Below are 19,367 nucleotides of genomic sequence, written 5' to 3' on the forward strand. Positions count from 1 at the left end.
CTTAACCCTGAATATAGGAGACTATATTCAGGGTTAATGTTTTGTAGAAGCAATAGGAAAAAGCACGCGAGGAAAAACAATAGTTAGCATCGTTATGCGTTGAATGGCCACCATTTCTTTTGGTTAAATGCAGATTCAATCGTTGGCTGCAACTCGTCTCTTTTAATAATATCAAACATTCTTTCTTTGGAGCCGCTAGGTATATACAGCACTTTAATGCCGCGTTTGGATGCGTAGTTTTTTACTTTATGGGTGATGGAGTGATTGACCCACTTGGTGACTAACACGATCAATTTAGTGTTTTGTGGAATCACCTTATTACTGTCGCCGCCATTGCGACCAGACCAGTGCTGGATATTGTCTATGCCGTAATTACCAAAAACCTCTTTGATACCATCTACTTGGTCGCCACCTACAATTAATACTGAACTCATGATAAGAGCCTCCTATTTGTGCCACACTAAATTTTGTCTAGTGCGGCCATGTATGATTGATATTGTTAAATTGAGTTAATTAAACTGCGTTTGCGTCATCTGTGTATGTTATTAATCTTGCGGCAGTCTGATTTTTTCACGTTTTTCAATTTGGGTAACACGGCCTTCGTGTAAGATGATTTCTACCGAGCCGTATCCTGTGCCAAGCTTTAGCTCTTCAACTGCACGTAAAATGTTTTCTGATAAATCACGGTTTTTATAGTTACTGATTGTTGTCGTTTTATGTTGTACTTGGTTGAGTGACATGATTTCTCCTTCAAAATATAAGTAATTGCAATGACCACACTGTATAGGGCTTATCTAACAATTAAAAATAATTTAAATTTATATTTTTATAACTAAAAAGAATATAAAGGCGGGCGTATGTATTGGGTCTGGCTGAGAGTAAAGTGCGGTGGGTGTTATTGACAGTAGCCATCACTTTACATATGTCCCCACGCTGGGCGTGTGATTCAGGCCGATTTTGCTGATTGCTTAAAATTGCTCCTATTCGTAGATTCATAAGCGCTCCAGTCACTTAGCGTTTATATCCCCATGCCTCCCACAATGTTATCCACAGAAATTGTGGAATGTTGTTTGTGAATAGGTAACAGTGGTAAGCACTATTGATGTTCGGCTTAAATCAGCACATTGCAACACTTGATATCAACATATAATGGATGCGTTACCTATTTAATGTGCACGAACCATGACGAACACACTATTAGCCCCTGAGCAGATTGAGCGTCTGCTTACCTCACTTGATAGGATTGCCTCAGCATTGGAGGCATCGCCATCTAGTCAACATGAACAAGCCATCGATTTTTCACAAGCCTTTGCTTACCGTTGGCAGCGCAATAGCGGCATCAATCATGTGCCTCATTTAACGCCGGTTACTGCACCGCAACTGATCGCGTTTAATCAACTATGCAATATTGAGCAGCAGGTAGCCCGGCTGCAGCAGAATACCTTACAGTTTGTACATGGCTATCCCGCGAATAACGCCTTGATGACGGGTGCTAGGGGCACAGGTAAGTCTTCTCTAGTACGTGCCTGCTTGCATGCCTTTCATCAGCAAGGGCTGCGTTTGATTGAGGTAGAAAAGCAACACTTGGATGATTTACCGCTGATTATCGAGCTGGTTCGTCAACGTCCGGAACGTTTTATTGTATTTTGCGATGATTTGTCATTTGAAGATGGTGAGCATCATTACAAGGCCTTAAAAACTGTGCTGGATGGGTCTGTTGCCGGCGCGGCCGCCAATGTGCTGATTTATGCCACCTCTAATCGCAGACATCTGGTGACGGAGAAAATGGCAGATAATTTAGAGCTACGTAAAGATAGCCAAGGTGAGATACACCCAGGCGATAGTTTAGAAGAAAAGATATCCCTGTCAGACCGGTTTGGTTTGCGCCTACATTTCTACAGCTTCAGTCAGGATGAATATTTGACGGCGGTGACGCAGTGGGTAAGCAACTTTGGCTTTTCCATGGACGACAACGTGCGCGAAGAAGCATTGCGCTGGGCGACCGAGCATGGCTCCAGATCTGGCCGCATTGCTTTACAGTTTGCGCGTGATTATGCTGGGCGCGCACTGTTAAAAAATGCGGTGAAAATATAATAAATGAACAAAGCTGAACTTTAACCGGTGGAGCGTTGCTGTGCATATCATTGCGTATTCAGCCGCAATCATTTAATTCAGCGTGCCTGCCGCTTTGTCTAAAAATGCTTCTTTTTAGCGTTTTCTATTCTCACCAGTGACTTAGCTTGCCTATCCCCATGCACCCCACAATGTTATCCACAGAAATTGTGGAGTGAAACCGCATGATAGCTAGCTATTTAGCTAGCTTCAGGTGTGAATATCATAAATATTATATTGCGCTAATTAATATTTAACAGAGGCGCTAATTTTTAATAGAATCCAGCGCAAAAAGGTGAATTAGTTTTATAAAATAGCGCCAGATAAATTACACTTCTAGATTAAATTACACTTGCAAAAATACACTCGCAGTATCCAACGTTAAAGGCTAATCAATGGCAGAAAAAGAATACGATGCAGACTCGGTAAAGGTGTTAAGGGGGCTGGAGCCTGTACGTGCCAGACCCGGTATGTATACCCGAACTGACTCTCCTACGCATATTGTTCAAGAGGTAATTGATAACGCGGCAGATGAGGCCTTAGGTGGGCATGCTACCAACATTGAGGTCACCGTGTATAAAGACGGTGCGGTAGAGGTGACGGATAATGGTCGCGGTATTCCTGTCGAGATTCCCAAAGGGGAAACACAGCCAGCAGTGGAGCTAGTGTTCGTACAGCTGCATGCCGGCGGCAAGTTTGATAAAGAGGATGAAAACAGCTCCTACCGCTTCTCAGGCGGTTTGCATGGGGTGGGTGTCTCTGTTACTAATGCATTATCCACACGCTTGGAAGTAAAAGTGAAGCGTGGCGGCAAGGTGCATGGTCTTATTTTTGAAAATGGTCACTGTGTTGAGCCTTTAGCCGAGGTAGGTAAGTGTCTGAAGCGCGATACTGGTACCACGGTGAAGTGTTGGCCAGATCCTAAGTACTTTGACTCTCCTAAGGTGTCGATTCAGCAGTTAGAACACCTGATTAAATCAAAAGCCGTTTTACTGCGTGGTGTGAGTGTTTCGCTTTCAATAGAAGGGACTGATGGCTTTGAAGAGCGTACTTGGACTTATGCAGATGGCTTACCGCAATATCTGGATGAACTGATTGGCGAGCGTGAAATAGCAGATGATGAAGTGCCGGTGCCTATCATTGCTGGTGAGTTTTATCATCAGGAAAACACGGACGGAATCTCCAAAGGTGAAGGCGCCATTTGGGCATTATCTTTTGGGCCAGGCGGTGGCCGCGGCGAATCTTATGTGAATCTGATTCCTACTCTCTCAGGTGGCACGCACGAGGCAGGCATGCGTAACGGCGTGTTTGAAGCTGTAAAGTCGTTTATGGAGCATCACAGCATGATGCAACGTGGCGTCAAAGTGTCGTCAGAAGACGTGTGGAATAACGTTTACTACGTACTGGCAGCTAAAGTGCTGGACCCGCAATTCCAAGGCCAAACCAAAGAAAAATTGACCAATCGCGACGCGATGAAAATGGTGGCATCGGCGGTGAAGCCGATGATGGAAACCTGGCTCACGCAAAACGTAGACCATGCTAAACGTATTTCTGATTTGGTGAATCGGAGTGCGGCAGCGCGCAATAAATCCACGCAGAAAATTGAAAAGCGTAAAACCACAGGCATTAACCTGATGCCAGCCAAACTCACAGACTGTGAAGCAGCGGGCACGATGGAGGCTGAGCTGTTCTTAGTGGAGGGCGACTCGGCAGGTGGCAGCGCGAAGATGGGGCGTAATAACGAGTTTCAGTCTTTGTTGCCACTGCGCGGTAAAGTATTGAATACTTGGGAGGTGGATGCTGGACGTATCTTTGCTAACTCAGAAGTGCATGACATTTTTGTCGCCTTGGGTATAGAGCCACATACGTTAAAAGACAACCCGGATTTTTCTGGCCTGCGCTACGGTAAATTATGTATTTTATCTGATGCGGACGTCGATGGTTCGCATATTCAAGTGCTGCTACTGACTATGCTGTTGAGGCACGCGCCTAAGCTGATTGAGCGCGGGCATGTGTATATTTCCCAGCCGCCGCTATATCGGATTGATGTGCCTGCACAAGGCAAGAACAAGCCTTTGCGTAAAATCTATGTTTCAGATGATGTTGAAAAAATGTCGATGATAGAAAAGCTTAAGCGTGAAGGCATTGCTGAAGAAAAACTCAGTATTCAGCGTTTTAAAGGGCTAGGGGAAATGAACCCGGAGCAGTTATGGGAAACCACGCTTTGCCCTGATACTAGACGTTTGATACAGGTACGCTTACCTGAAGGCGAGGTAAGCGAGGCGCTGAAAATGTTTGATATGCTCATGGCCAAAAATGAGTCAGCATCTAGAAAAGAGTGGATGGAACGCCGCGGTAATGATGTGGAGGCTGACGTTTAATGGATACCAGTATGTTAGAAAATAATAACGAAGAAAATGCAGTGCCGATTGGCGAGTATGCTGAAGAAGCCTATCTAGCCTACGCAGTATCCGTGGTAAAAGGACGCGCTTTACCATCAGTAGAAGACGGTCAAAAGCCGGTGCAACGCCGCATTCTATATGCAATGAAAGAAATGGGGCTGGTCGCTGGCGTGAAGCCGGTGAAGTCCGCGCGCGTGGTGGGTAACGTATTGGGTATGTACCATCCGCATGGTGATAGTTCGGCTTACGAGGCAGCGGTGCGTTTAGCGCAAGACTTTACGCTGCGTTACCCGTTGATTGATGGCCAAGGTAACTTTGGCTCACGTGATGGTGATGGCGCTGCGGCAATGCGTTACACTGAGATGCGTTTATCGCCGATTGCTGACTTATTATTGTCTGAAATTGACCGCGGCACTGTAGATTTTCAGAGTAACTATGATGGGGCTTTCCAGGAGCCTGTGTTGCTGCCGGCTCGTTTGCCGATGATGCTGTTGAACGGCGCATCTGGTATTGCTGTTGGTATGGCGACAGAAATCGTGCCGCACAATATGCGCGAGATTGCAAACGCGGTGCTGCATATAATGGATAACCCGAACTGCACTACTGCCGATTTTATGCAGCATGTGCCGGGGCCAGACTTTCCGGGCGGTGGTCAGTTGATTACGCAAACTGCGGACATACTTTCTACTTACGAAACAGGCAGAGGTTCATTAAGGTTGCGTGCACGCTGGGTGGTAGAGCCAATGGCGCGTGGTCAATGGCGCATCATCATCAATGAGTTGCCACATGGCGTATCAGTAGAAACGATACAGGATGAAATTTTAGCCATATCCAACCCTAAGCCGAAAAAAGATAAAAAAACTATCGACCAAGATCAGTTGCTGATTAAACAGTCAGCATTGAGCATGATAGATACAGTTAAGAGTGAAGGTAAGAAGGACGTGCGCCTGATTATCGAGCCTAAGACCAGCAAGGTATCTAGTGATGAGTTGATGGCGTTCCTGTTGCTGCATACCAGTATGGAGGTCTCATGCCCGGTCAATATGGTGATGATTGGTACCGATGGGCGCCCAGCGCAAAAAGGCATGATTGCTATCTTGAAAGAGTGGATTGCATTCAGGCTGAATGTAGTGCGCAGGCGTTGCCAGTTTGACTTAGACAAAATTAATAAACGCATCCATATTTTAGAAGGGCGCATGATTGCCTTTCTGCATATTGATGAGGTGATTAAGGTGATTCGTAATTCAGATGAACCGAAAACTGATTTGATTGCAGCTTTTCAGCTTAGTGAAATCCAGGCAGAAGATATTCTGGAAATCAGATTGCGCCAGCTTGCCCGCCTAGAAGGTTTTAAGATTGAGAAAGAGCTAAAAGACTTGCGAGAAGAAGCGGATGGCTTGCAGACTATTTTAGGTAGTGATACCAAATTACGTAGATTGACTGCTAAGGAAATCAAACAGGATGCAGAAAAGTATGGTGATGACCGCCGTACCTTGATAGAACCTGTAGAGCGCGTGCAGGGTGGACAAAAAGCCTTTGTAGTAGATGAACCGGTAACCATTCTTCTATCTAAAAACGGCTGGATTCGTGCAAGACAAGGCCACGGTGTGGAACGCGATGCAATTAGCTGGAAAGCGGGTGACAGCGAGTTTGCTGTGATTGAAACACGCACTACGCTACCTATTGTGCTGCTAGATAGCAATGGGCGCTGTTATGCGTTTGATGCGTCAACCGTGCCGGGTGGCAAGGGTGATGGTATCCCGCTCAGTTCTATCATTGAGGTACAAAATGGGGCGAAGTTAGTCCATGCACTATCAGGCAAAGATGATGACCGCTACCTGTTTGCTACCTCGAATAGCTATGGCTTTATTGCGCCCCTAAAAGGGTTGGTAGCCAGACCTAAAGCTGGGAAAGCCTTTATGAAACCTGAAGGTAAGGCCACTATTCTGCCACCATTAGCGCTGGATGATAGAACTCATCTGGTTGTGACTTCGTCTGAGAATAAGCTCCTAGTATTCGCTGTGACCGAGATGAATGAATACCCCAATGGTGGTAAAGGGGTGCGCATCATGGATATTCCAGATAATGCCTCACTGTCTCGGCTTGAGTTAAGTAATGGGCTGTCTGCCAATATTCTGGTGAAAGGTAAAGCCAAAGTGATTGAAGGGGATGTTCTATCTAAATTCATACAAAAGCGTGCCAGAAAAGGCTACTCTGTATTAGATACTAAACCTGTGATTAAAAGGCAGGCAGGTCTGTTCTAAGTTTTAGCTAAATACGGCGCTGTACGGCTAGGCATAGTAGATGTGAACTATGCCTAGTTTGAATCACATGCTTTAGCTGTAGATGGTGATGTTACTGCGAGATGCTTTTGGTTCGCAGTCACTGTTCATTTTTTATATAAGTACTCATGTGCCGCCATTCCCGCGAGCATGGCGATAACAAAAATAAGGGCCTGTTGATAGCCTGCCCCTAAGGCAACGATGGCTGGCCCCGGACAAAACCCTGCCAATGCCCAGCCTGCGCCAAACAGCATACTGCCAATGATAAGTTCTTTGGTGATGTGCGTTTTTGCAGGTAAGTGTATAGCTTCATCGAATATGGTAGTTCCCTTAGACTCTGCTTTCCTAAATGCAAAGAACGCCACCGCAATAGCGCCTAGCATCACGAATGCTAGGCTAGGATCCCAATCGCCAGCAAGGTCTAAAAAGCCTATTACTTTCGCTGGGTTGGTCATGCCTGAAATAATCAAGCCCAGTCCAAAAATGAGTCCAGCGCTGAATGTCATTATATTTTTCATCATTTACACCACATGTAACATCAGATAAGCCACTACAAAACCAGTGAACATAAAGCACATGGTAGCCATCAATGAGCGTAAGGATAATCGGCTCAGTCCACAAACACCATGGCCACTGGTGCAGCCGGAACCCATTTTAGTACCGAATCCAACCAATAGGCCTGCGATGATTAATGTACCGGTGGAAGCGGAAATTTCAGAGGCTGGTGGTGGGGCGAATGTTTGATACACCGTGCTAGAGATGAGTAGGCCAGCAATAAACAGTAGCCTCCATGTATAGTGTCCTTTCGGTGTGTTTTTAAACTGTAGTAACGATGCAATGATCCCACTGATACCTGTAATTTTTCCCATGAAAAGAATCAGCATGGATGCTGATGCGCCAATCAATAAGCCACCAATAAGTGATTGTATAGGTGTGAAATTTTCCATATGGTTTATCCTTGCTGTGGTTCAGGCACGCCGCATTTTCGGTTTGCGGGTACTGCAATATCAATCATTTTTGGTTTGGGTAAATTCAGGTTTGCCATCGTATCAATAAATTCATCTCTAGATTGATTAGCTAAGCGCGGATTGATGCGTTTTTCTTGCCCAATAGAACTTACTCTTCTGCCGTTGTAGTCGTGGCCTGGGTAAACTAAAGTTTCATCAGGTAATGTGAATAATTTTTCCGTGATGCAATCATAAAGTTTACCTGCATCTCCATTTTGAAAATCTGTTCTGCCACAGCCATTAATCAATAAGCTATCGCCCGTGAAAACTCTGTCTTGCCATATAAAACTCACACTGCCCGCAGTATGCCCAGGTGTGGCAATCACCGTGATCGACTCATGACCAAATGTAATGACATCGTTATCTTTTAACTGTATATCAGCGCTGTCTGCGCCGCAACCCTGACTAACCCCGGTTTGGGCTGTTGTCATAGATTTAAGTTTTCCGCCGCCCGTAATATGGTCTGCATGCACATGGGTTTCTAGTGAATAAACTAGTGTTAAATTGTGTGTATTGATCACATGCAAATATGCGTCAATATTCTCCGCTATCGAGTCAATTAACACTGCTTGTTTGCTAACTTCGTCTGCGATTAAGTACGTCAGCGTAGATGAGGTCTCGTCATAAAACTGCTTAAACATGATCATCCTTTCAAAATTATTTTTTATATTGCAATTTAATATTATATAATTAAATATATTGTTTATAAGTATAGTGTATTGGTATGCAAATACAAGAAGTTAATTTCGAAAAATTGAGAACCTCAGCAGAGGTTGCAACAAACCTATTAAAAGTCATGGCGAATAGTGATCGCCTCATGCTCTTGTGTCAGTTATCACAAGGTGAGAAGTCGGTTGGTGAGCTAGAAGCAATTCTTGGCATCAAGCAACCAACACTATCGCAGCAATTAACGGTGCTTAGGAAAGCAGAGCTTGTAAGTACGCGGCGTGAAGGTAAGAGTATTTACTATACGATATCCAATACTTCTGCGTTAGCAATTATGCATGTGCTTTACCAGGAAATTTGTATGAAATCAGGAGAGTGAAATGACAATGCAAGTGCATCAATTAAATCAGTATTTTAGTTACACCAGCCAAATAGAGGTTGATGATTTTCCTGAAATAATCAGTTTGGGGTTTAAAACAATCATCAATCATCGACCTGATAATGAGGGGGGATCTGAGCAGCCAACAAGCGAAGCATTAGAAGCTGCAGCACTGAGTAACGGTTTGACTTATGTCCACATTCCTGTCATTCCAAATCAGATAGAATCGCATCAGGTAGCAAAGTTTAGCGAGGTTTATGCTAATGCACCTAAACCAATACTAGGGTTCTGTAAAACAGGAAATCGCGCAATGACGATGTGTAAACTAGCATTAGAAAATCATGGTAGACCTTAATTTAGTCGCAATATTATCAGGGTTAGCCATTGGCTTTCTGATGTCTATCACAGGCGCTGGTGGTGCCATACTCTCATTGCCAGTGTTGATGTTCATCATGAATGTGTCCTTAAAAGAAGCTGTGCCTATCGCATTATTAGCAATTTTTGTCGCGGCAGGTGCTGCTGTAGTTATCGGCCTGAAGCAAGGTGTCGTGAGGTATAAAGCCGCAACACTTTTAGCTGTGATGGGTGTAATAACAGCGCCTGTAGGTGTCTACGTTGCTCACCAACTGACTGCACTTTGGTTGCAGCTATTGTTTGTGGTATTACTTTTTTTCGTGGGTATACAGGCGCTACTTAGTTCAAGAAACACGACACTTATGCAGGATAATTTGTACCCGAATAAAGCTATACCATGTGAAGTGAATCCTGTTAACGCCAAGTTGTTTTGGACGGCATCCTGTACAAGAAAATTATTGCTTACAGGAACGATTGCCGGTTTTTTATCAGGACTATTGGGTGTTGGAGGAGGTTTTATTGTGATACCTATCCTACAAAAAGTGAGTAACATTGAATATCGCATGGTAGTTGCTACTTCTCTAGCGATGACAGCTTTGGTAGCGTTGTCAGGGGTAATTACTTATGCTATCTATTCTACAATTGAATGGAAAATTGCATTTCCATTCGTCGTAGCAACGCTTATAGGTAGTATGCTTGGTAAGCTTAAGTCAGCAAACATATCTATTTCTCAATCTAGACTAACCTTTGGAATAATTAGCCTATTCATAGCAATAGTTATGTGTCTGAATTTAGCTTATCAAGCAATTATTCACCATTAGCATGTTCGATGATAAGTGAAGTGATTACTTGATCTAAACTGATATTTTACTATTTTTGGCAAACTCTTTTGTTCTTATGCCAGTTAGCACTGTAGTGAGGTCGTTGGGGCTAAATGGCTGGGGGATGAAGTAAGTAGCATCATCGTTCACTTCTTTAGAGATTTCCTTTTGTTGTGCCTGTGTAGATAACAAAATTAGATTACTTTTTTTAAGTTGAGCTGTCTCTTTTAATTTTTTTAATTTATCTAGTCCGTAATCACCTGTAGCGGTTAAATTCATAATGATGATTTTTGGTACTTCTGTTTCTGCTAGTTTTATAGCTTGTTGCTCATTTTTTGCTTGCGATATCTTATACTCATCATAGCCAAACGAGAGTTGTAAGCTATTAAACAACTCGTACCCATCATCAATAATTAACAATTTTTCCATTTAGCATCTCCTATTCATTTTATTAAAATTCTCTTTACTTGTTGTTCCTATCAGTCTCAACTCTAAATAAATTTTATTACAACATTACATTAAATATCAAATTTATCAAATTTATCAAATTTAATTAACCACTCAGATCTGTCTTTGTGTGCATTGCACAGTGTTTATTTAAATTAATGCGGTATTTTTAATAGGGGAAATTACAACTACATTGCCAAAAACGAGGTGTTGGAATGGCTAGCCCAGGAGGCACTTAATTTGAATAGGTGAGAATATTTAAGTTTTTTGCGTTGGCAGGGCTTATTACATGATTGATGCTAAATCAATATAGACAGGTAACCAAAGTGTGACGGTGGTGCCTTGATTAACTGCGCTATCAATTTCAATTAAACCTTGATGGTATTCAATGATTTCCTTTACGATTGACATACCTAAGCCTGTACCTGGTAAATTTCTGAATCTGTCTGAACGCCAGAATCGTTCAAATATGTGATCAAGATCTTCTGTTGACATGCCAAATCCTTCATCGCGGATAGTGATGCCAACCATGCTATCTGATGTTACCTTGTCTAATATGACCTCAATAGAAACTACACTGCTTTCAGGCGAATATTTGCAGGCATTGCTCATGATATTGCTGATTGCTTGTTTTATTTTATCTTTGTCGATAAATACACTGGGAATCTGTGTTGGCATAGTGAGGATTATTCTTTCCTCTTCCACTCTGCCAGCCCATTCTTTACGTACTGTCAGTAATATATTCTCGATAGCTTCTTCAGATAAAGAAAAGTCTTTGCCTTTGCGTGATTCTATTCTGGCAATATCGAGTAGTTCGTTCGTGAGGTGATTGAGCTCTTTTGCTTGCTCGTGTATGGTTTCAAGAATATCGATTGATGCATCACGATTAAATTCTGTATTCAATAGAAGTTCGGAAAAGCCAAAAATAATAGCAATTGGATTGCGTAGCTCATGGGTGGCGGAATATAAAAACTCGCTTTTCATATTATCAACTTCAGATTCAGCTGTAATGTCTTGAAAATAAAGTATTTGCTTGGTGTTGCTTTGTTTGGGTAGTTGGCAGCTCAATCTAACCACTTTTGCTGAGTCTCTTGCCCTTAATGTCAAGACACCACCAATATATGTTTTCATGTTGCCATCTACTGAGTAGTGTTTTAGCAACGTTTGCCACATAGTATGATTGGGTGTGTTGATGATGCTGTCTACCTCAATCCCCGTCACCTTCGTGAATGCTGAGTTAGCATAATTGACTAAGCTGGTGCTATCTACTGTTATGATGCCATATGGGCAAGCATCGATAATTTCAGCGATATCGGTAGGGATTGTTTTTGACTTATTCAAACGGTTACGCTTCTAGTTTTCTGTCGATTAAACCTTGCATCAGTTCACGCATTTCCCAAAATGGAACAGGGCTTTTACCATAGAGTCTAACCCCTTTGGGTAAACCACCTTTTTCTTCAATCTCTTGTGCTTGCATACCGGTCACTACAACAATTGCCATTTTGGAAAAATCATCTACATCTCGCAGTGATTTTAGCATAGCAAAACCATCCATCTCCGGCATTTTTAGGTCTGTAATCAGTAAGTCCGGTGTGTGCTGACTTACATAAATAATGCCTTCGCAGCCATTTGAGACAAACTTCACGTCAATAGGTAATTGCCAAGACTCAATCGTCATTCGATAAAGTTTTTGCATTGCCAAGCTATCTTCTACTACCACTACGTTTAAACGCGTCGTTGCTTTATTTTCGTTAGGTGCAATATTTGCATTAAATTTGTTAAATGAAGCGCGTGTAATTCTTCGATGGCCGCCTGGCGTTTTCCAGCCTTCTAATGCACCTTGTTCAACCCATAATTGAACGGACCTAACCGTTACGCCAAGTGCTTTAGCAACATCGGTGGTTGTCATTAAATCAAGAGTTTTTAGTGCTGATTTTTTAATCGACATATTTTTACTTTAATTAAGGTTAATCATACAGCACGTACTTGGTTACTACTCATTCTGTGTATGCAATGCAAGTATTGTTAGATGTTAAGGTTGTCGTGATTGCTCCCTTATTCTTCCGCTGATTATTCTAATACACATTTGATATTAAATAAGAATATTTATCATATTTAGATTGGTAAAAATCTTATTTTTTATATTTTTAATAATTTATGTATACAAAAAATGAAAAATTTAATATCATTTAGGTATCATATTTAACATTTAAATATTAAATTTAATTTACTCACTGAGTGGCTGTTTGTTTCATTAAATTGATAGCTAGTAACGAAATTATATTTTTTAAATTATCCGCACAAAATAAATTGCATGTGAGCAAAGAGATTAGAGCCGAGGTAAACATGACATCAACAATACCAACTTCTGATGTACAGACTTCAACTGGGATGGTTTCAGATGAAGGTGAGTATCTTACTTTTTTGTTAGGTTCTGAAGAGTACGGTATTCAAATTATGAATGTACAGGAGATACGTGGTTATGAGGCGGTGACACAGATTCCAAATACGCCAAGCTTTATCAAAGGAGTAATAAATCTAAGAGGAAGAATTGTTCCTATTATCGATTTACGCATTAAGTTTAAGCTAAATGATGTGCGCTATAACGAACTTACGGTCGTGATTGTAATGAATCTAAACGGACGTATCGTCGGTGTAGTGGTTGACGCGGTTTCTGATGTGATTGCATTAAAAACATCACAAATAGAACCGATGCCGGCTTTAGATACGAGCATTGACACCAAATACATTATCGGCTTGGCCACTTATGAAGAAAGAATGCTAGTTCTAGTTGCAATAGAGCAATTGATGACTAGTCAGGAAATGGGTTTAACTGATGAGCTGAGTGTTTAATTTAGGTCAATGATAAGGGTGTTTAACATGTTGTAAAGTTGAACGTTTATCCAGCGTTTAATTATAAGAGTGCAGCAAAGGGGAAAATGATGAAAATCAATATGCCAGTGACAAATAATGAGGTCCTGTTTGGGGACGATGAATTTATGCTCACCAGAACAGATCTTAAAGGCATTATCACGTATGCCAACCATGACTTTATTAAGACTTCTGGTTTTACAGCAGATGAACTTATTGGATCAAGTCATAACATTGTTAGGCACCCAGATATGCCTGTTGAAGCATTTGCTGATCTTTGGAAAAATTTAAAGGTCGGCAGACCTTGGAGTGGGCTGGTTAAAAATCGCACTAAGCTGGGAGATTATTATTGGGTAAAAGCCGACGTTGCTCCAATTGTAGAAAATAGCCAAGTAGTAGGTTATTTCTCGGCACGCAGAAAACCTACACGTCAGCAGGTAGATGAGGCTGATGCCGCATATCGTTTATTTAAAGAGGGTAAAGCTCAGCATCTTGTTATTCATGATGGTCAAATAATGAATAACAATTTATTCAGTAAAGTTAAATACAAGCTGCTAAATTTTAAATTATCACAACGATTAGCTGTAGTTGTGACGACAGCTGCTTTGTTACTGATAGTGCAGGCTTGGCTTTCTCTTGAGAAAATAGATGCCACTAATCAGCGCATGATGACAATTTACACTGACCGTATGTTGCCAATTGATGATCTGGGGCGCATTTCTAATTTGATGCTAGAGAATAGAGTGTTGTTGCGTGACGCGTTGACTGACGTTAAATATAAAGTGAATGATGGTGTCTTATTGATGCAAATGGACCCTAAAACTTCTACTGATGCGGCTGAATCTATTGAGACAAATGTCGCTGTAATCACAGCTCTGTGGAAAAAATACTTGGCGACAAATATTACCAGTGAAGAAAAAGTACTTGCAGACCGGTTTGCAGAAACACGAGGGTCGTTTGTGCGAGAGGCATTACTCCCGGCAGTTGCATCGTTGCGTGATAATGATTATGAGCATACAAAATTATATTCAACTAAAGCTAAAGCATTATATGAGCTGTCCTATCCTAATGTAACTGCATTAATCAACTATCAGCGCGAACACTCAAAAGCTGAATACGACAATTCAGTTGCAAGTTACCAGTCAATACGTAATTGGACTATTGCTAGCTTATTTGTTGCGATAGGGTTTTTAGCTTGTTTTGCATACTTCATTATGCGTTCGATAGCTAATCCATTAACTGTGATATTTAGAGTCCTAGATAATATTAAATCCAACAGATTAGATACTGAGTTTGTAACTAGTGGTAATAACGAACTAGGACGTGTGCTCAGGGCGTTAAAAGTGACTCAAACCATGCTTAGTGTCAATGTAAACGAGGCAAAAGAGTTAGCGTATGCCGTCAAAGAGCAGTCAGCTCAGTATGAAGGACAGTTAGCAGCAATCAGTCAATCTACAGCTGTGATTGAGTTTGATATGCAAGAGAGTGTAATCGCAATCAATGATATTTATCTCAATATGTTGGGTTTTTCCCGTGATGAAGTGCTTGGACAAAAGCACGACGCGCATACTGTAGTTTCAGAGTCTAATAGCGATGCTAACAAACAATTATGGCAAAAGCTATTACGTGGCGAGGCTGTTACGGGTGAGTTCAAACGTATTGGAAAAAATAATAAAGAGGTTTGGATGCAAGCATCCTATAACCCTATCTTAGCTACATCAGGTGAGCCTTATAAAGTGGTGCAGTATGCAACGGATATTACTGAGCAAAAGATCAAGAATGCTGACTTTGCTGGCCAGGTAGCAGCGATTAATCGTTCACAAGGTGTAATAGAGATTGGGCTTGACGGCACTATTTTAAAAACAAATTCTGTTTATCTAAATATGCTTGGCTATAACGAAAATGAGCTTGTTGGTCATCATGTCAACACTGTTTTAGATCCTGGATACGCAAAAAGTACAGCATATAGCAATTTGTGGGCAAGTTTGTTACAGGGCAATAGTGACGCAGGACAGTACAAAAGAATTGCTAAAGATGGAAAAGAGGTTTGGATTCAAGCTTCATATAATCCAATTTACGATGTCAATGGTAAGTTGGAGAAAATTGCGAATTACACTATTGATATCACGGAGCAAAAGTTACAAGCAGCAGACAATGCAGGGCAAATTTCTGCGATTGATAAAATCCAAGCAGTTGTTGAGTTTGATTTGACCGGAAAAATTACTAGCGTTAATGATAATTTTGGCCGTGTCACTGGGTACAGCGAAAAAGAAATTATTGGTAACCATCATCGTATGTTTTTGGAAGCCTCACAACACAATAGTGCCGAGTACAAGGCATTGTGGGAGAAACTAGCTAGAGGTGAGCCTGATGCAGGCCAATATAAACGTATTGGTAAAGGTGGTAAAGAAATATGGTTGCAAGCTAGCTACAACCCTATTTTTGATATGAATGGAAAACCGTTCAAAGTAGTGAAGTATGCAACAGATATCACCGAGCAACATCAAAATGCTCTAGTGCTTAGCTCTGCTGTAGTTGAATCACAGAGTGTGATTGAAAAAGCTAAACTTGGAGACTTAAGTAGCAGAGTGCCGTTAGCAGGAAAAACTGGCGCAATTGCTAGCCTCTGTGATGGTGTGAACGCATTGATGGACAAGATGACAGAGGTCATTGTTCAAGTCAGGGAAGCCGGAGAAACCATCAACACCGCTGCAGGTGAAATTTCCTCAGGTAACACCGATCTTTCAAGCCGTACTGAGCAGCAAGCATCAAGCTTAGAAGAAACTGCTGCCAGCATGGAGCAGCTAGCCGCAACTGTTAAGAATAATGCAGAAAATGCCAAACAAGCCAATCAACTTGCTACGGTAGCCTCAGATGTTGCAGTCAAAGGAGGCGAAGTTGTAGGGCAAGTTGTAAGCACCATGATTGCCATCAACCAAAGTGCGCACAAGATTGAAGACATTATCAGTGTGATTGACGGCATAGCCTTTCAAACAAACATACTGGCGCTAAATGCAGCGGTAGAGGCAGCAAGGGCAGGTGAGCAAGGTCGTGGCTTCGCAGTTGTGGCTGGTGAGGTGCGTAATCTTGCACAACGTTCAGCCAGTGCCGCCAAAGAAATCAAGGAGCTGATTACCGACTCAGTTAACAAAACAGCAGAAGGTACTAAGCAAGTTGAAAATGCTGGTGCCACTATGCAAGAGATTGTCACTTCAGTACAACGAGTGACGAACATCATGGGAGAGATTGCCGCTGCATCAGTAGAACAAAGCTCAGGTATTAGTCAAGTTAATACAGCCATTACCAGCATGGATGAAGTGACGCAACAGAATGCTGCGTTAGTAGAAGAAGCTGCTGCCGCTGCGGAGTCTCTGGTTGACCAAGCAGTAGCATTAATGGATACCGTGAGTGCGTTCAAATTAAATGGTGTTCCAACACAAGTTAATGCAAATTTAAAAACGATTAAACCTGTTGAAACTATTGCTCAACGGGCTAATAAGCAGCACCGCAGTAACTCTAATAACTCAGGTAAGTCTTTTAATGATGAATCTGATTGGGAAGAGTTCTAAATATAAATCACTTACTAAAATGAATATTTTTTAAGTAAAAGATGTAATGAAAAGATAGGAGCCGTTCTATGACTAAAACAATTCTTGCTGTTGATGATTCTGATTCTTTGCGAAGAATGGTGGTGTTTAGCCTTGAGCAAGCAGGTTATCAAGTTGTCCAAGCGGTAGATGGCCAGGATGGTCTAGAAAAAGCGAAAGAGAAAACGGTAGATCTTGTGCTCACTGATCACAATATGCCAGTCATGGATGGTTTGTCTCTGATTAAAAGATTGCGTCAGTTAGGCTCCTATCAATCCGTCCCTATTTTGATGTTAACGACAGAGTCTAGCGCTGAAATTAAAATGGAAGGTAAAGCTGCTGGCGCGACTGGTTGGTTGGTTAAGCCTTTCTATCCTGAGCGTTTGTTGGATGTTGTGCAAAAAGTACTAGGTGCATAACTGTTTTATTTTAGCGAGCGTTTAGTTCTCTGGGGAGCTTTGTGATGATTTTAAATAGGATGTTAAACAACATTGAAAAAATAAAAGTTGGAAGCACTTTATGTGTTTTTTTAAGTATTTTTGTCATGACAGTGTTGCATCATGTTAATTGAACGTAACCAGCATAACGAAGTAGTGATTGAGCAAGCATATGCCTTGTTTCTAGCAGAAACAGAGAGTTTATTAGATCAAGCAGAGTCTTTAATGCAGACCTGTAGGTGCAAAGATGACATTGTGGAGCTTGAGGCGATAGTTGATGTGATGCGTATCATGATGGAGATTGCCGCAATGATTTATGCCGCAGATAACGCGCTAATAGATTTATCTCTAACATCCAAGTTATCAGAGAGTGTGCTATCTGGCGTAAATATTAATCGAAAAGCTCTTGGTGTGGAACATATTAAAAAGCTAAAAGCAATTCGACATGTGCTACAGGCTGACTTGAATGCCCATTATCGTGCAACTAGGCACTAGCTTAGGTATTGAGGTAATCATGGTGACTAAAATTAAAAAAAACATTGATGGTGAGGTGTATGGACGGTAATCCAGATATCAAAATTCTTGTAGTCGATGATTTTTCTACTATGCGTAGAGTTGTGATTAACCTATTAAAACAAATAGGATATACCAATATCGATGAAGCTGAGGATGGAGTTGTCGCTTGGAGTAAGCTCCAGAGTGGTTATTATAATTTTGTCATCACTGATTGGAATATGCCTAATATGGATGGCTTGGCGCTGTTACAACGCGTTCGCGCAGATCGCGATATAGGACACATCCCAGTTTTGATGGTGACTGCTGAGGCAAAGAAAGAAAACATCTTGGCTGCAGCTAAAGCTGGTGCCAATGGTTATGTAGTTAAACCATTTTCAGCGCAAATATTGGATGAGAAAATTTCAAAGATTTTTGAAAGACTAAAAAATGTGGTGGATGCAATATGACTCTTGATACTACAAACATAAGTAAAAATCTACAGCCTAGTCCGCACACTAATCATGATGATGCCAACATTCTATCAAGAGTAGGTCATATCGTCAGAGCGTTACATGAGTCAATGGCTGGGTTGGGCTTAAGCCAGATATTAGAACAAGTCGCAAGAGATATTCCGGATACTAGAGACCGTCTTAGCTACATTGCCACAATGACTGAGCAGGCTGCAGAGCGCGTACTTAACGCAACAGATGTTGCTATACCAATTCAGGATGAGTTGACAGAAACGACAAAATTTTTGACCAAGCAATGGCATGCTACGTTGGAGCATGCTGCATTAAAAAGTGAATACAATCTAGTCGCGGAGCAAACCATAAAACATCTGCAACGATTAGATCAGGGGTCTAATGAGACTAAAGCTATTTTAATTGAAATCATGATGGCGCAAGATTTCCAGGATCTAACTGGTCAGGTCATCAAAAAAATTACGCAGTTAATGAATGACATGGAAAGTCAGTTAATGCAGGTTTTGGTAGATTTTTCAGAGATTAAAACGACAGGCACTATACACACTAACTACAATCAAACGCTTGTTGATCATAGCTTAGGCGAAAGCAATACAAATATTAATCAGACTGAGGTTGATGGTCTGTTGGAGAGCCTAGGGTTCTAGTGTGCTTTCAGTATTTAATTTGCGTTACAGTTTAGATACATGTCAGAAATTTACAATGTATAGCTAAAACGCGGTATTCCACAAAATCTGTGGATAACTCTGTGATTACTTGTGGCTATTATCCGTAACTTACCAATTTATAAGGTTTTTTTAAAAAAGGTTAAACTTTGCACTTTTAATTTAGTTTATATTAATCAATAGGTTACGTTTTTAGTGTTGATTTGTATAGGTTTTTTAACTATTTGACATTAGCGTCTAAATTCGTGTGTATAAGTCAACCCGTTTTTTGAAGAAAATTAACGGTTTTTAGTGGTTTTTTTACTTGCCATTTGTAAATAAATTGTGATGAATTCTGCGTCCTGTGTGGGTAGTGCCTAT

At 41.4% G+C, this 19,367-nt stretch carries 20 protein-coding genes; 12 read left to right on the forward strand and 8 right to left on the reverse strand.

Annotation, left to right across the window (positions count from 1 at the left end):
* Window positions 1-92 precede the first annotated feature (92 nt).
* Window positions 93-434, reverse strand: a complete 342-nt coding sequence (locus MMOL_RS04085) for a DUF2325 domain-containing protein (RefSeq protein WP_015831747.1) — start codon at window positions 432-434, stop codon at window positions 93-95.
* A gap of 111 nt (window positions 435-545) precedes the next feature.
* Complete coding sequence (locus tag MMOL_RS04090) at window positions 546-740, reverse strand: YezD family protein (protein WP_015831748.1); 195 nt, start codon at window positions 738-740, stop codon at window positions 546-548.
* A gap of 442 nt (window positions 741-1,182) precedes the next feature.
* Between MMOL_RS04090 and MMOL_RS04095 the strand changes: the two genes are divergently transcribed.
* The 3 genes from MMOL_RS04095 (at window position 1,183) to parC (ending at window position 6,778) form a co-directional block, all read left to right on the forward strand.
* Window positions 1,183-2,094, forward strand: coding sequence for an ATP-binding protein (locus MMOL_RS04095; RefSeq protein ID WP_015831749.1), 912 nt, complete (start codon window positions 1,183-1,185; stop codon window positions 2,092-2,094).
* Window positions 2,095-2,507: 413 nt separating this feature from the next.
* On the forward strand, window positions 2,508-4,493 hold the full coding sequence (locus tag MMOL_RS04100; protein ID WP_015831750.1) for a DNA topoisomerase IV subunit B: 1,986 nt from the start codon (window positions 2,508-2,510) through the stop codon (window positions 4,491-4,493).
* Between the two features lie 11 nt (window positions 4,494-4,504).
* Window positions 4,505-6,778 (forward strand): DNA topoisomerase IV subunit A, encoded by a 2,274-nt coding sequence (gene parC / locus MMOL_RS04105; RefSeq protein WP_238524395.1) that lies wholly within the window; start codon window positions 4,505-4,507, stop codon window positions 6,776-6,778.
* Between the two features lie 125 nt (window positions 6,779-6,903).
* Here the strand turns inward: parC and MMOL_RS04110 are convergent, their stop codons facing one another.
* The 3 genes from MMOL_RS04110 to MMOL_RS04120 are packed head-to-tail and all read right to left on the reverse strand — an operon-like array spanning window position 6,904 to window position 8,444.
* Window positions 6,904-7,314 carry a DUF6691 family protein gene (locus MMOL_RS04110; protein ID WP_041928681.1) on the reverse strand — a complete coding sequence of 137 codons (411 nt, stop codon included), beginning with the start codon at window positions 7,312-7,314 and terminating at the stop codon, window positions 6,904-6,906.
* Window positions 7,315-7,317: 3 nt separating this feature from the next.
* Entirely contained in the window at window positions 7,318-7,743 is a 426-nt protein-coding gene (locus tag MMOL_RS04115; RefSeq protein WP_015831753.1) for a YeeE/YedE family protein, read from the reverse strand.
* Window positions 7,744-7,748: 5 nt separating this feature from the next.
* Complete coding sequence (locus MMOL_RS04120) at window positions 7,749-8,444, reverse strand: MBL fold metallo-hydrolase (protein ID WP_015831754.1); 696 nt, start codon at window positions 8,442-8,444, stop codon at window positions 7,749-7,751.
* An 83-nt stretch (window positions 8,445-8,527) separates the two neighbouring features.
* Here MMOL_RS04120 and MMOL_RS04125 point away from each other — a divergent pair, with 83 nt between their 5' ends.
* Genes MMOL_RS04125 through MMOL_RS04135 form a run of 3 tightly spaced genes read left to right on the forward strand, consistent with a single transcriptional unit; the run spans window position 8,528 to window position 10,023 of the window.
* A complete protein-coding gene (locus MMOL_RS04125; RefSeq protein WP_015831755.1) occupies window positions 8,528-8,848 on the forward strand; it encodes an ArsR/SmtB family transcription factor in 321 nt (106 codons plus the stop codon).
* Between the two features lies 1 nt (window position 8,849).
* Entirely contained in the window at window positions 8,850-9,203 is a 354-nt protein-coding gene (locus MMOL_RS04130) for a protein tyrosine phosphatase family protein (protein ID WP_015831756.1), read from the forward strand.
* Window positions 9,190-10,023: a sulfite exporter TauE/SafE family protein gene (locus tag MMOL_RS04135; protein ID WP_015831757.1), complete on the forward strand. Its 834-nt coding sequence runs from the start codon at window positions 9,190-9,192 to the stop codon at window positions 10,021-10,023. The genes MMOL_RS04130 and MMOL_RS04135 overlap by 14 nt, the downstream gene beginning before the upstream one ends.
* A gap of 33 nt (window positions 10,024-10,056) precedes the next feature.
* Here MMOL_RS04135 and MMOL_RS04140 read toward each other — a convergent pair whose 3' ends face one another.
* From MMOL_RS04140 to MMOL_RS04150, 3 genes are all read right to left on the reverse strand, one after another.
* Window positions 10,057-10,452: a response regulator gene (locus MMOL_RS04140; RefSeq protein WP_015831758.1), complete on the reverse strand. Its 396-nt coding sequence runs from the start codon at window positions 10,450-10,452 to the stop codon at window positions 10,057-10,059.
* Between the two features lie 303 nt (window positions 10,453-10,755).
* A complete protein-coding gene (locus MMOL_RS04145; RefSeq protein WP_015831759.1) occupies window positions 10,756-11,811 on the reverse strand; it encodes a sensor histidine kinase in 1,056 nt (351 codons plus the stop codon).
* 4 nt (window positions 11,812-11,815) lie between these two features.
* The gene (locus tag MMOL_RS04150) at window positions 11,816-12,418 is read right to left on the reverse strand and encodes a response regulator (RefSeq protein WP_015831760.1); all 603 of its coding nucleotides are present in this window, start codon (window positions 12,416-12,418) and stop codon (window positions 11,816-11,818) included.
* 398 nt (window positions 12,419-12,816) lie between these two features.
* On the opposite strand from MMOL_RS04150, the gene MMOL_RS04155 reads away from it, so the two are divergent.
* From MMOL_RS04155 to MMOL_RS04180, 6 genes are all read left to right on the forward strand, one after another.
* Window positions 12,817-13,323, forward strand: a complete 507-nt coding sequence (locus MMOL_RS04155) for a chemotaxis protein CheW (protein ID WP_015831761.1) — start codon at window positions 12,817-12,819, stop codon at window positions 13,321-13,323.
* An 86-nt stretch (window positions 13,324-13,409) separates the two neighbouring features.
* Window positions 13,410-16,910 carry a PAS domain S-box protein gene (locus MMOL_RS04160; RefSeq protein WP_015831762.1) on the forward strand — a complete coding sequence of 1,167 codons (3,501 nt, stop codon included), beginning with the start codon at window positions 13,410-13,412 and terminating at the stop codon, window positions 16,908-16,910.
* Between the two features lie 68 nt (window positions 16,911-16,978).
* Window positions 16,979-17,347 carry a response regulator gene (locus MMOL_RS04165; protein WP_015831763.1) on the forward strand — a complete coding sequence of 123 codons (369 nt, stop codon included), beginning with the start codon at window positions 16,979-16,981 and terminating at the stop codon, window positions 17,345-17,347.
* 141 nt (window positions 17,348-17,488) lie between these two features.
* The gene (locus MMOL_RS04170; RefSeq protein ID WP_015831764.1) at window positions 17,489-17,860 is read left to right on the forward strand and encodes a hypothetical protein; all 372 of its coding nucleotides are present in this window, start codon (window positions 17,489-17,491) and stop codon (window positions 17,858-17,860) included.
* 59 nt (window positions 17,861-17,919) lie between these two features.
* Window positions 17,920-18,327 (forward strand): chemotaxis response regulator CheY, encoded by a 408-nt coding sequence (gene cheY, locus MMOL_RS04175; RefSeq protein ID WP_015831765.1) that lies wholly within the window; start codon window positions 17,920-17,922, stop codon window positions 18,325-18,327.
* Complete coding sequence (locus MMOL_RS04180; RefSeq protein ID WP_015831766.1) at window positions 18,324-18,989, forward strand: protein phosphatase CheZ; 666 nt, start codon at window positions 18,324-18,326, stop codon at window positions 18,987-18,989. Before cheY ends, MMOL_RS04180 begins: the two co-directional genes overlap by 4 nt.
* Window positions 18,990-19,367 lie beyond the last annotated feature (378 nt).

Source organism: Methylotenera mobilis JLW8, assembly GCF_000023705.1.
Classification (GTDB): domain Bacteria; phylum Pseudomonadota; class Gammaproteobacteria; order Burkholderiales; family Methylophilaceae; genus Methylotenera; species Methylotenera mobilis.

Excerpts from the sequence above, each read along its gene's own strand:
- MMOL_RS04140 (WP_015831758.1), bottom strand. The coding sequence starts at position 10,452 with ATGGAAAAATTGTTAATTATTGATGATGGGTACGAGTTGTTTAATAGC.
- MMOL_RS04155 (WP_015831761.1), top strand. The coding sequence starts at position 12,817 with ATGACATCAACAATACCAACTTCTGATGTACAGACTTCAACTGGGATG.
- cheY (WP_015831765.1), top strand. The coding sequence starts at position 17,920 with ATGGACGGTAATCCAGATATCAAAATTCTTGTAGTCGATGATTTTTCT.
- parC (WP_238524395.1), top strand. The coding sequence starts at position 4,505 with ATGTTAGAAAATAATAACGAAGAAAATGCAGTGCCGATTGGCGAGTAT.
- MMOL_RS04115 (WP_015831753.1), bottom strand. The coding sequence starts at position 7,743 with ATGGAAAATTTCACACCTATACAATCACTTATTGGTGGCTTATTGATT.
- MMOL_RS04125 (WP_015831755.1), top strand. The coding sequence starts at position 8,528 with ATGCAAATACAAGAAGTTAATTTCGAAAAATTGAGAACCTCAGCAGAG.
- MMOL_RS04160 (WP_015831762.1), top strand. The coding sequence starts at position 13,410 with ATGATGAAAATCAATATGCCAGTGACAAATAATGAGGTCCTGTTTGGG.
- MMOL_RS04120 (WP_015831754.1), bottom strand. The coding sequence starts at position 8,444 with ATGTTTAAGCAGTTTTATGACGAGACCTCATCTACGCTGACGTACTTA.
- MMOL_RS04170 (WP_015831764.1), top strand. The coding sequence starts at position 17,489 with ATGTTAATTGAACGTAACCAGCATAACGAAGTAGTGATTGAGCAAGCA.
- MMOL_RS04100 (WP_015831750.1), top strand. The coding sequence starts at position 2,508 with ATGGCAGAAAAAGAATACGATGCAGACTCGGTAAAGGTGTTAAGGGGG.
- MMOL_RS04130 (WP_015831756.1), top strand. The coding sequence starts at position 8,850 with ATGACAATGCAAGTGCATCAATTAAATCAGTATTTTAGTTACACCAGC.
- MMOL_RS04090 (WP_015831748.1), bottom strand. The coding sequence starts at position 740 with ATGTCACTCAACCAAGTACAACATAAAACGACAACAATCAGTAACTAT.
- MMOL_RS04110 (WP_041928681.1), bottom strand. The coding sequence starts at position 7,314 with ATGAAAAATATAATGACATTCAGCGCTGGACTCATTTTTGGACTGGGC.
- MMOL_RS04150 (WP_015831760.1), bottom strand. The coding sequence starts at position 12,418 with ATGTCGATTAAAAAATCAGCACTAAAAACTCTTGATTTAATGACAACC.
- MMOL_RS04135 (WP_015831757.1), top strand. The coding sequence starts at position 9,190 with ATGGTAGACCTTAATTTAGTCGCAATATTATCAGGGTTAGCCATTGGC.
- MMOL_RS04165 (WP_015831763.1), top strand. The coding sequence starts at position 16,979 with ATGACTAAAACAATTCTTGCTGTTGATGATTCTGATTCTTTGCGAAGA.
- MMOL_RS04180 (WP_015831766.1), top strand. The coding sequence starts at position 18,324 with ATGACTCTTGATACTACAAACATAAGTAAAAATCTACAGCCTAGTCCG.
- MMOL_RS04085 (WP_015831747.1), bottom strand. The coding sequence starts at position 434 with ATGAGTTCAGTATTAATTGTAGGTGGCGACCAAGTAGATGGTATCAAA.
- MMOL_RS04095 (WP_015831749.1), top strand. The coding sequence starts at position 1,183 with ATGACGAACACACTATTAGCCCCTGAGCAGATTGAGCGTCTGCTTACC.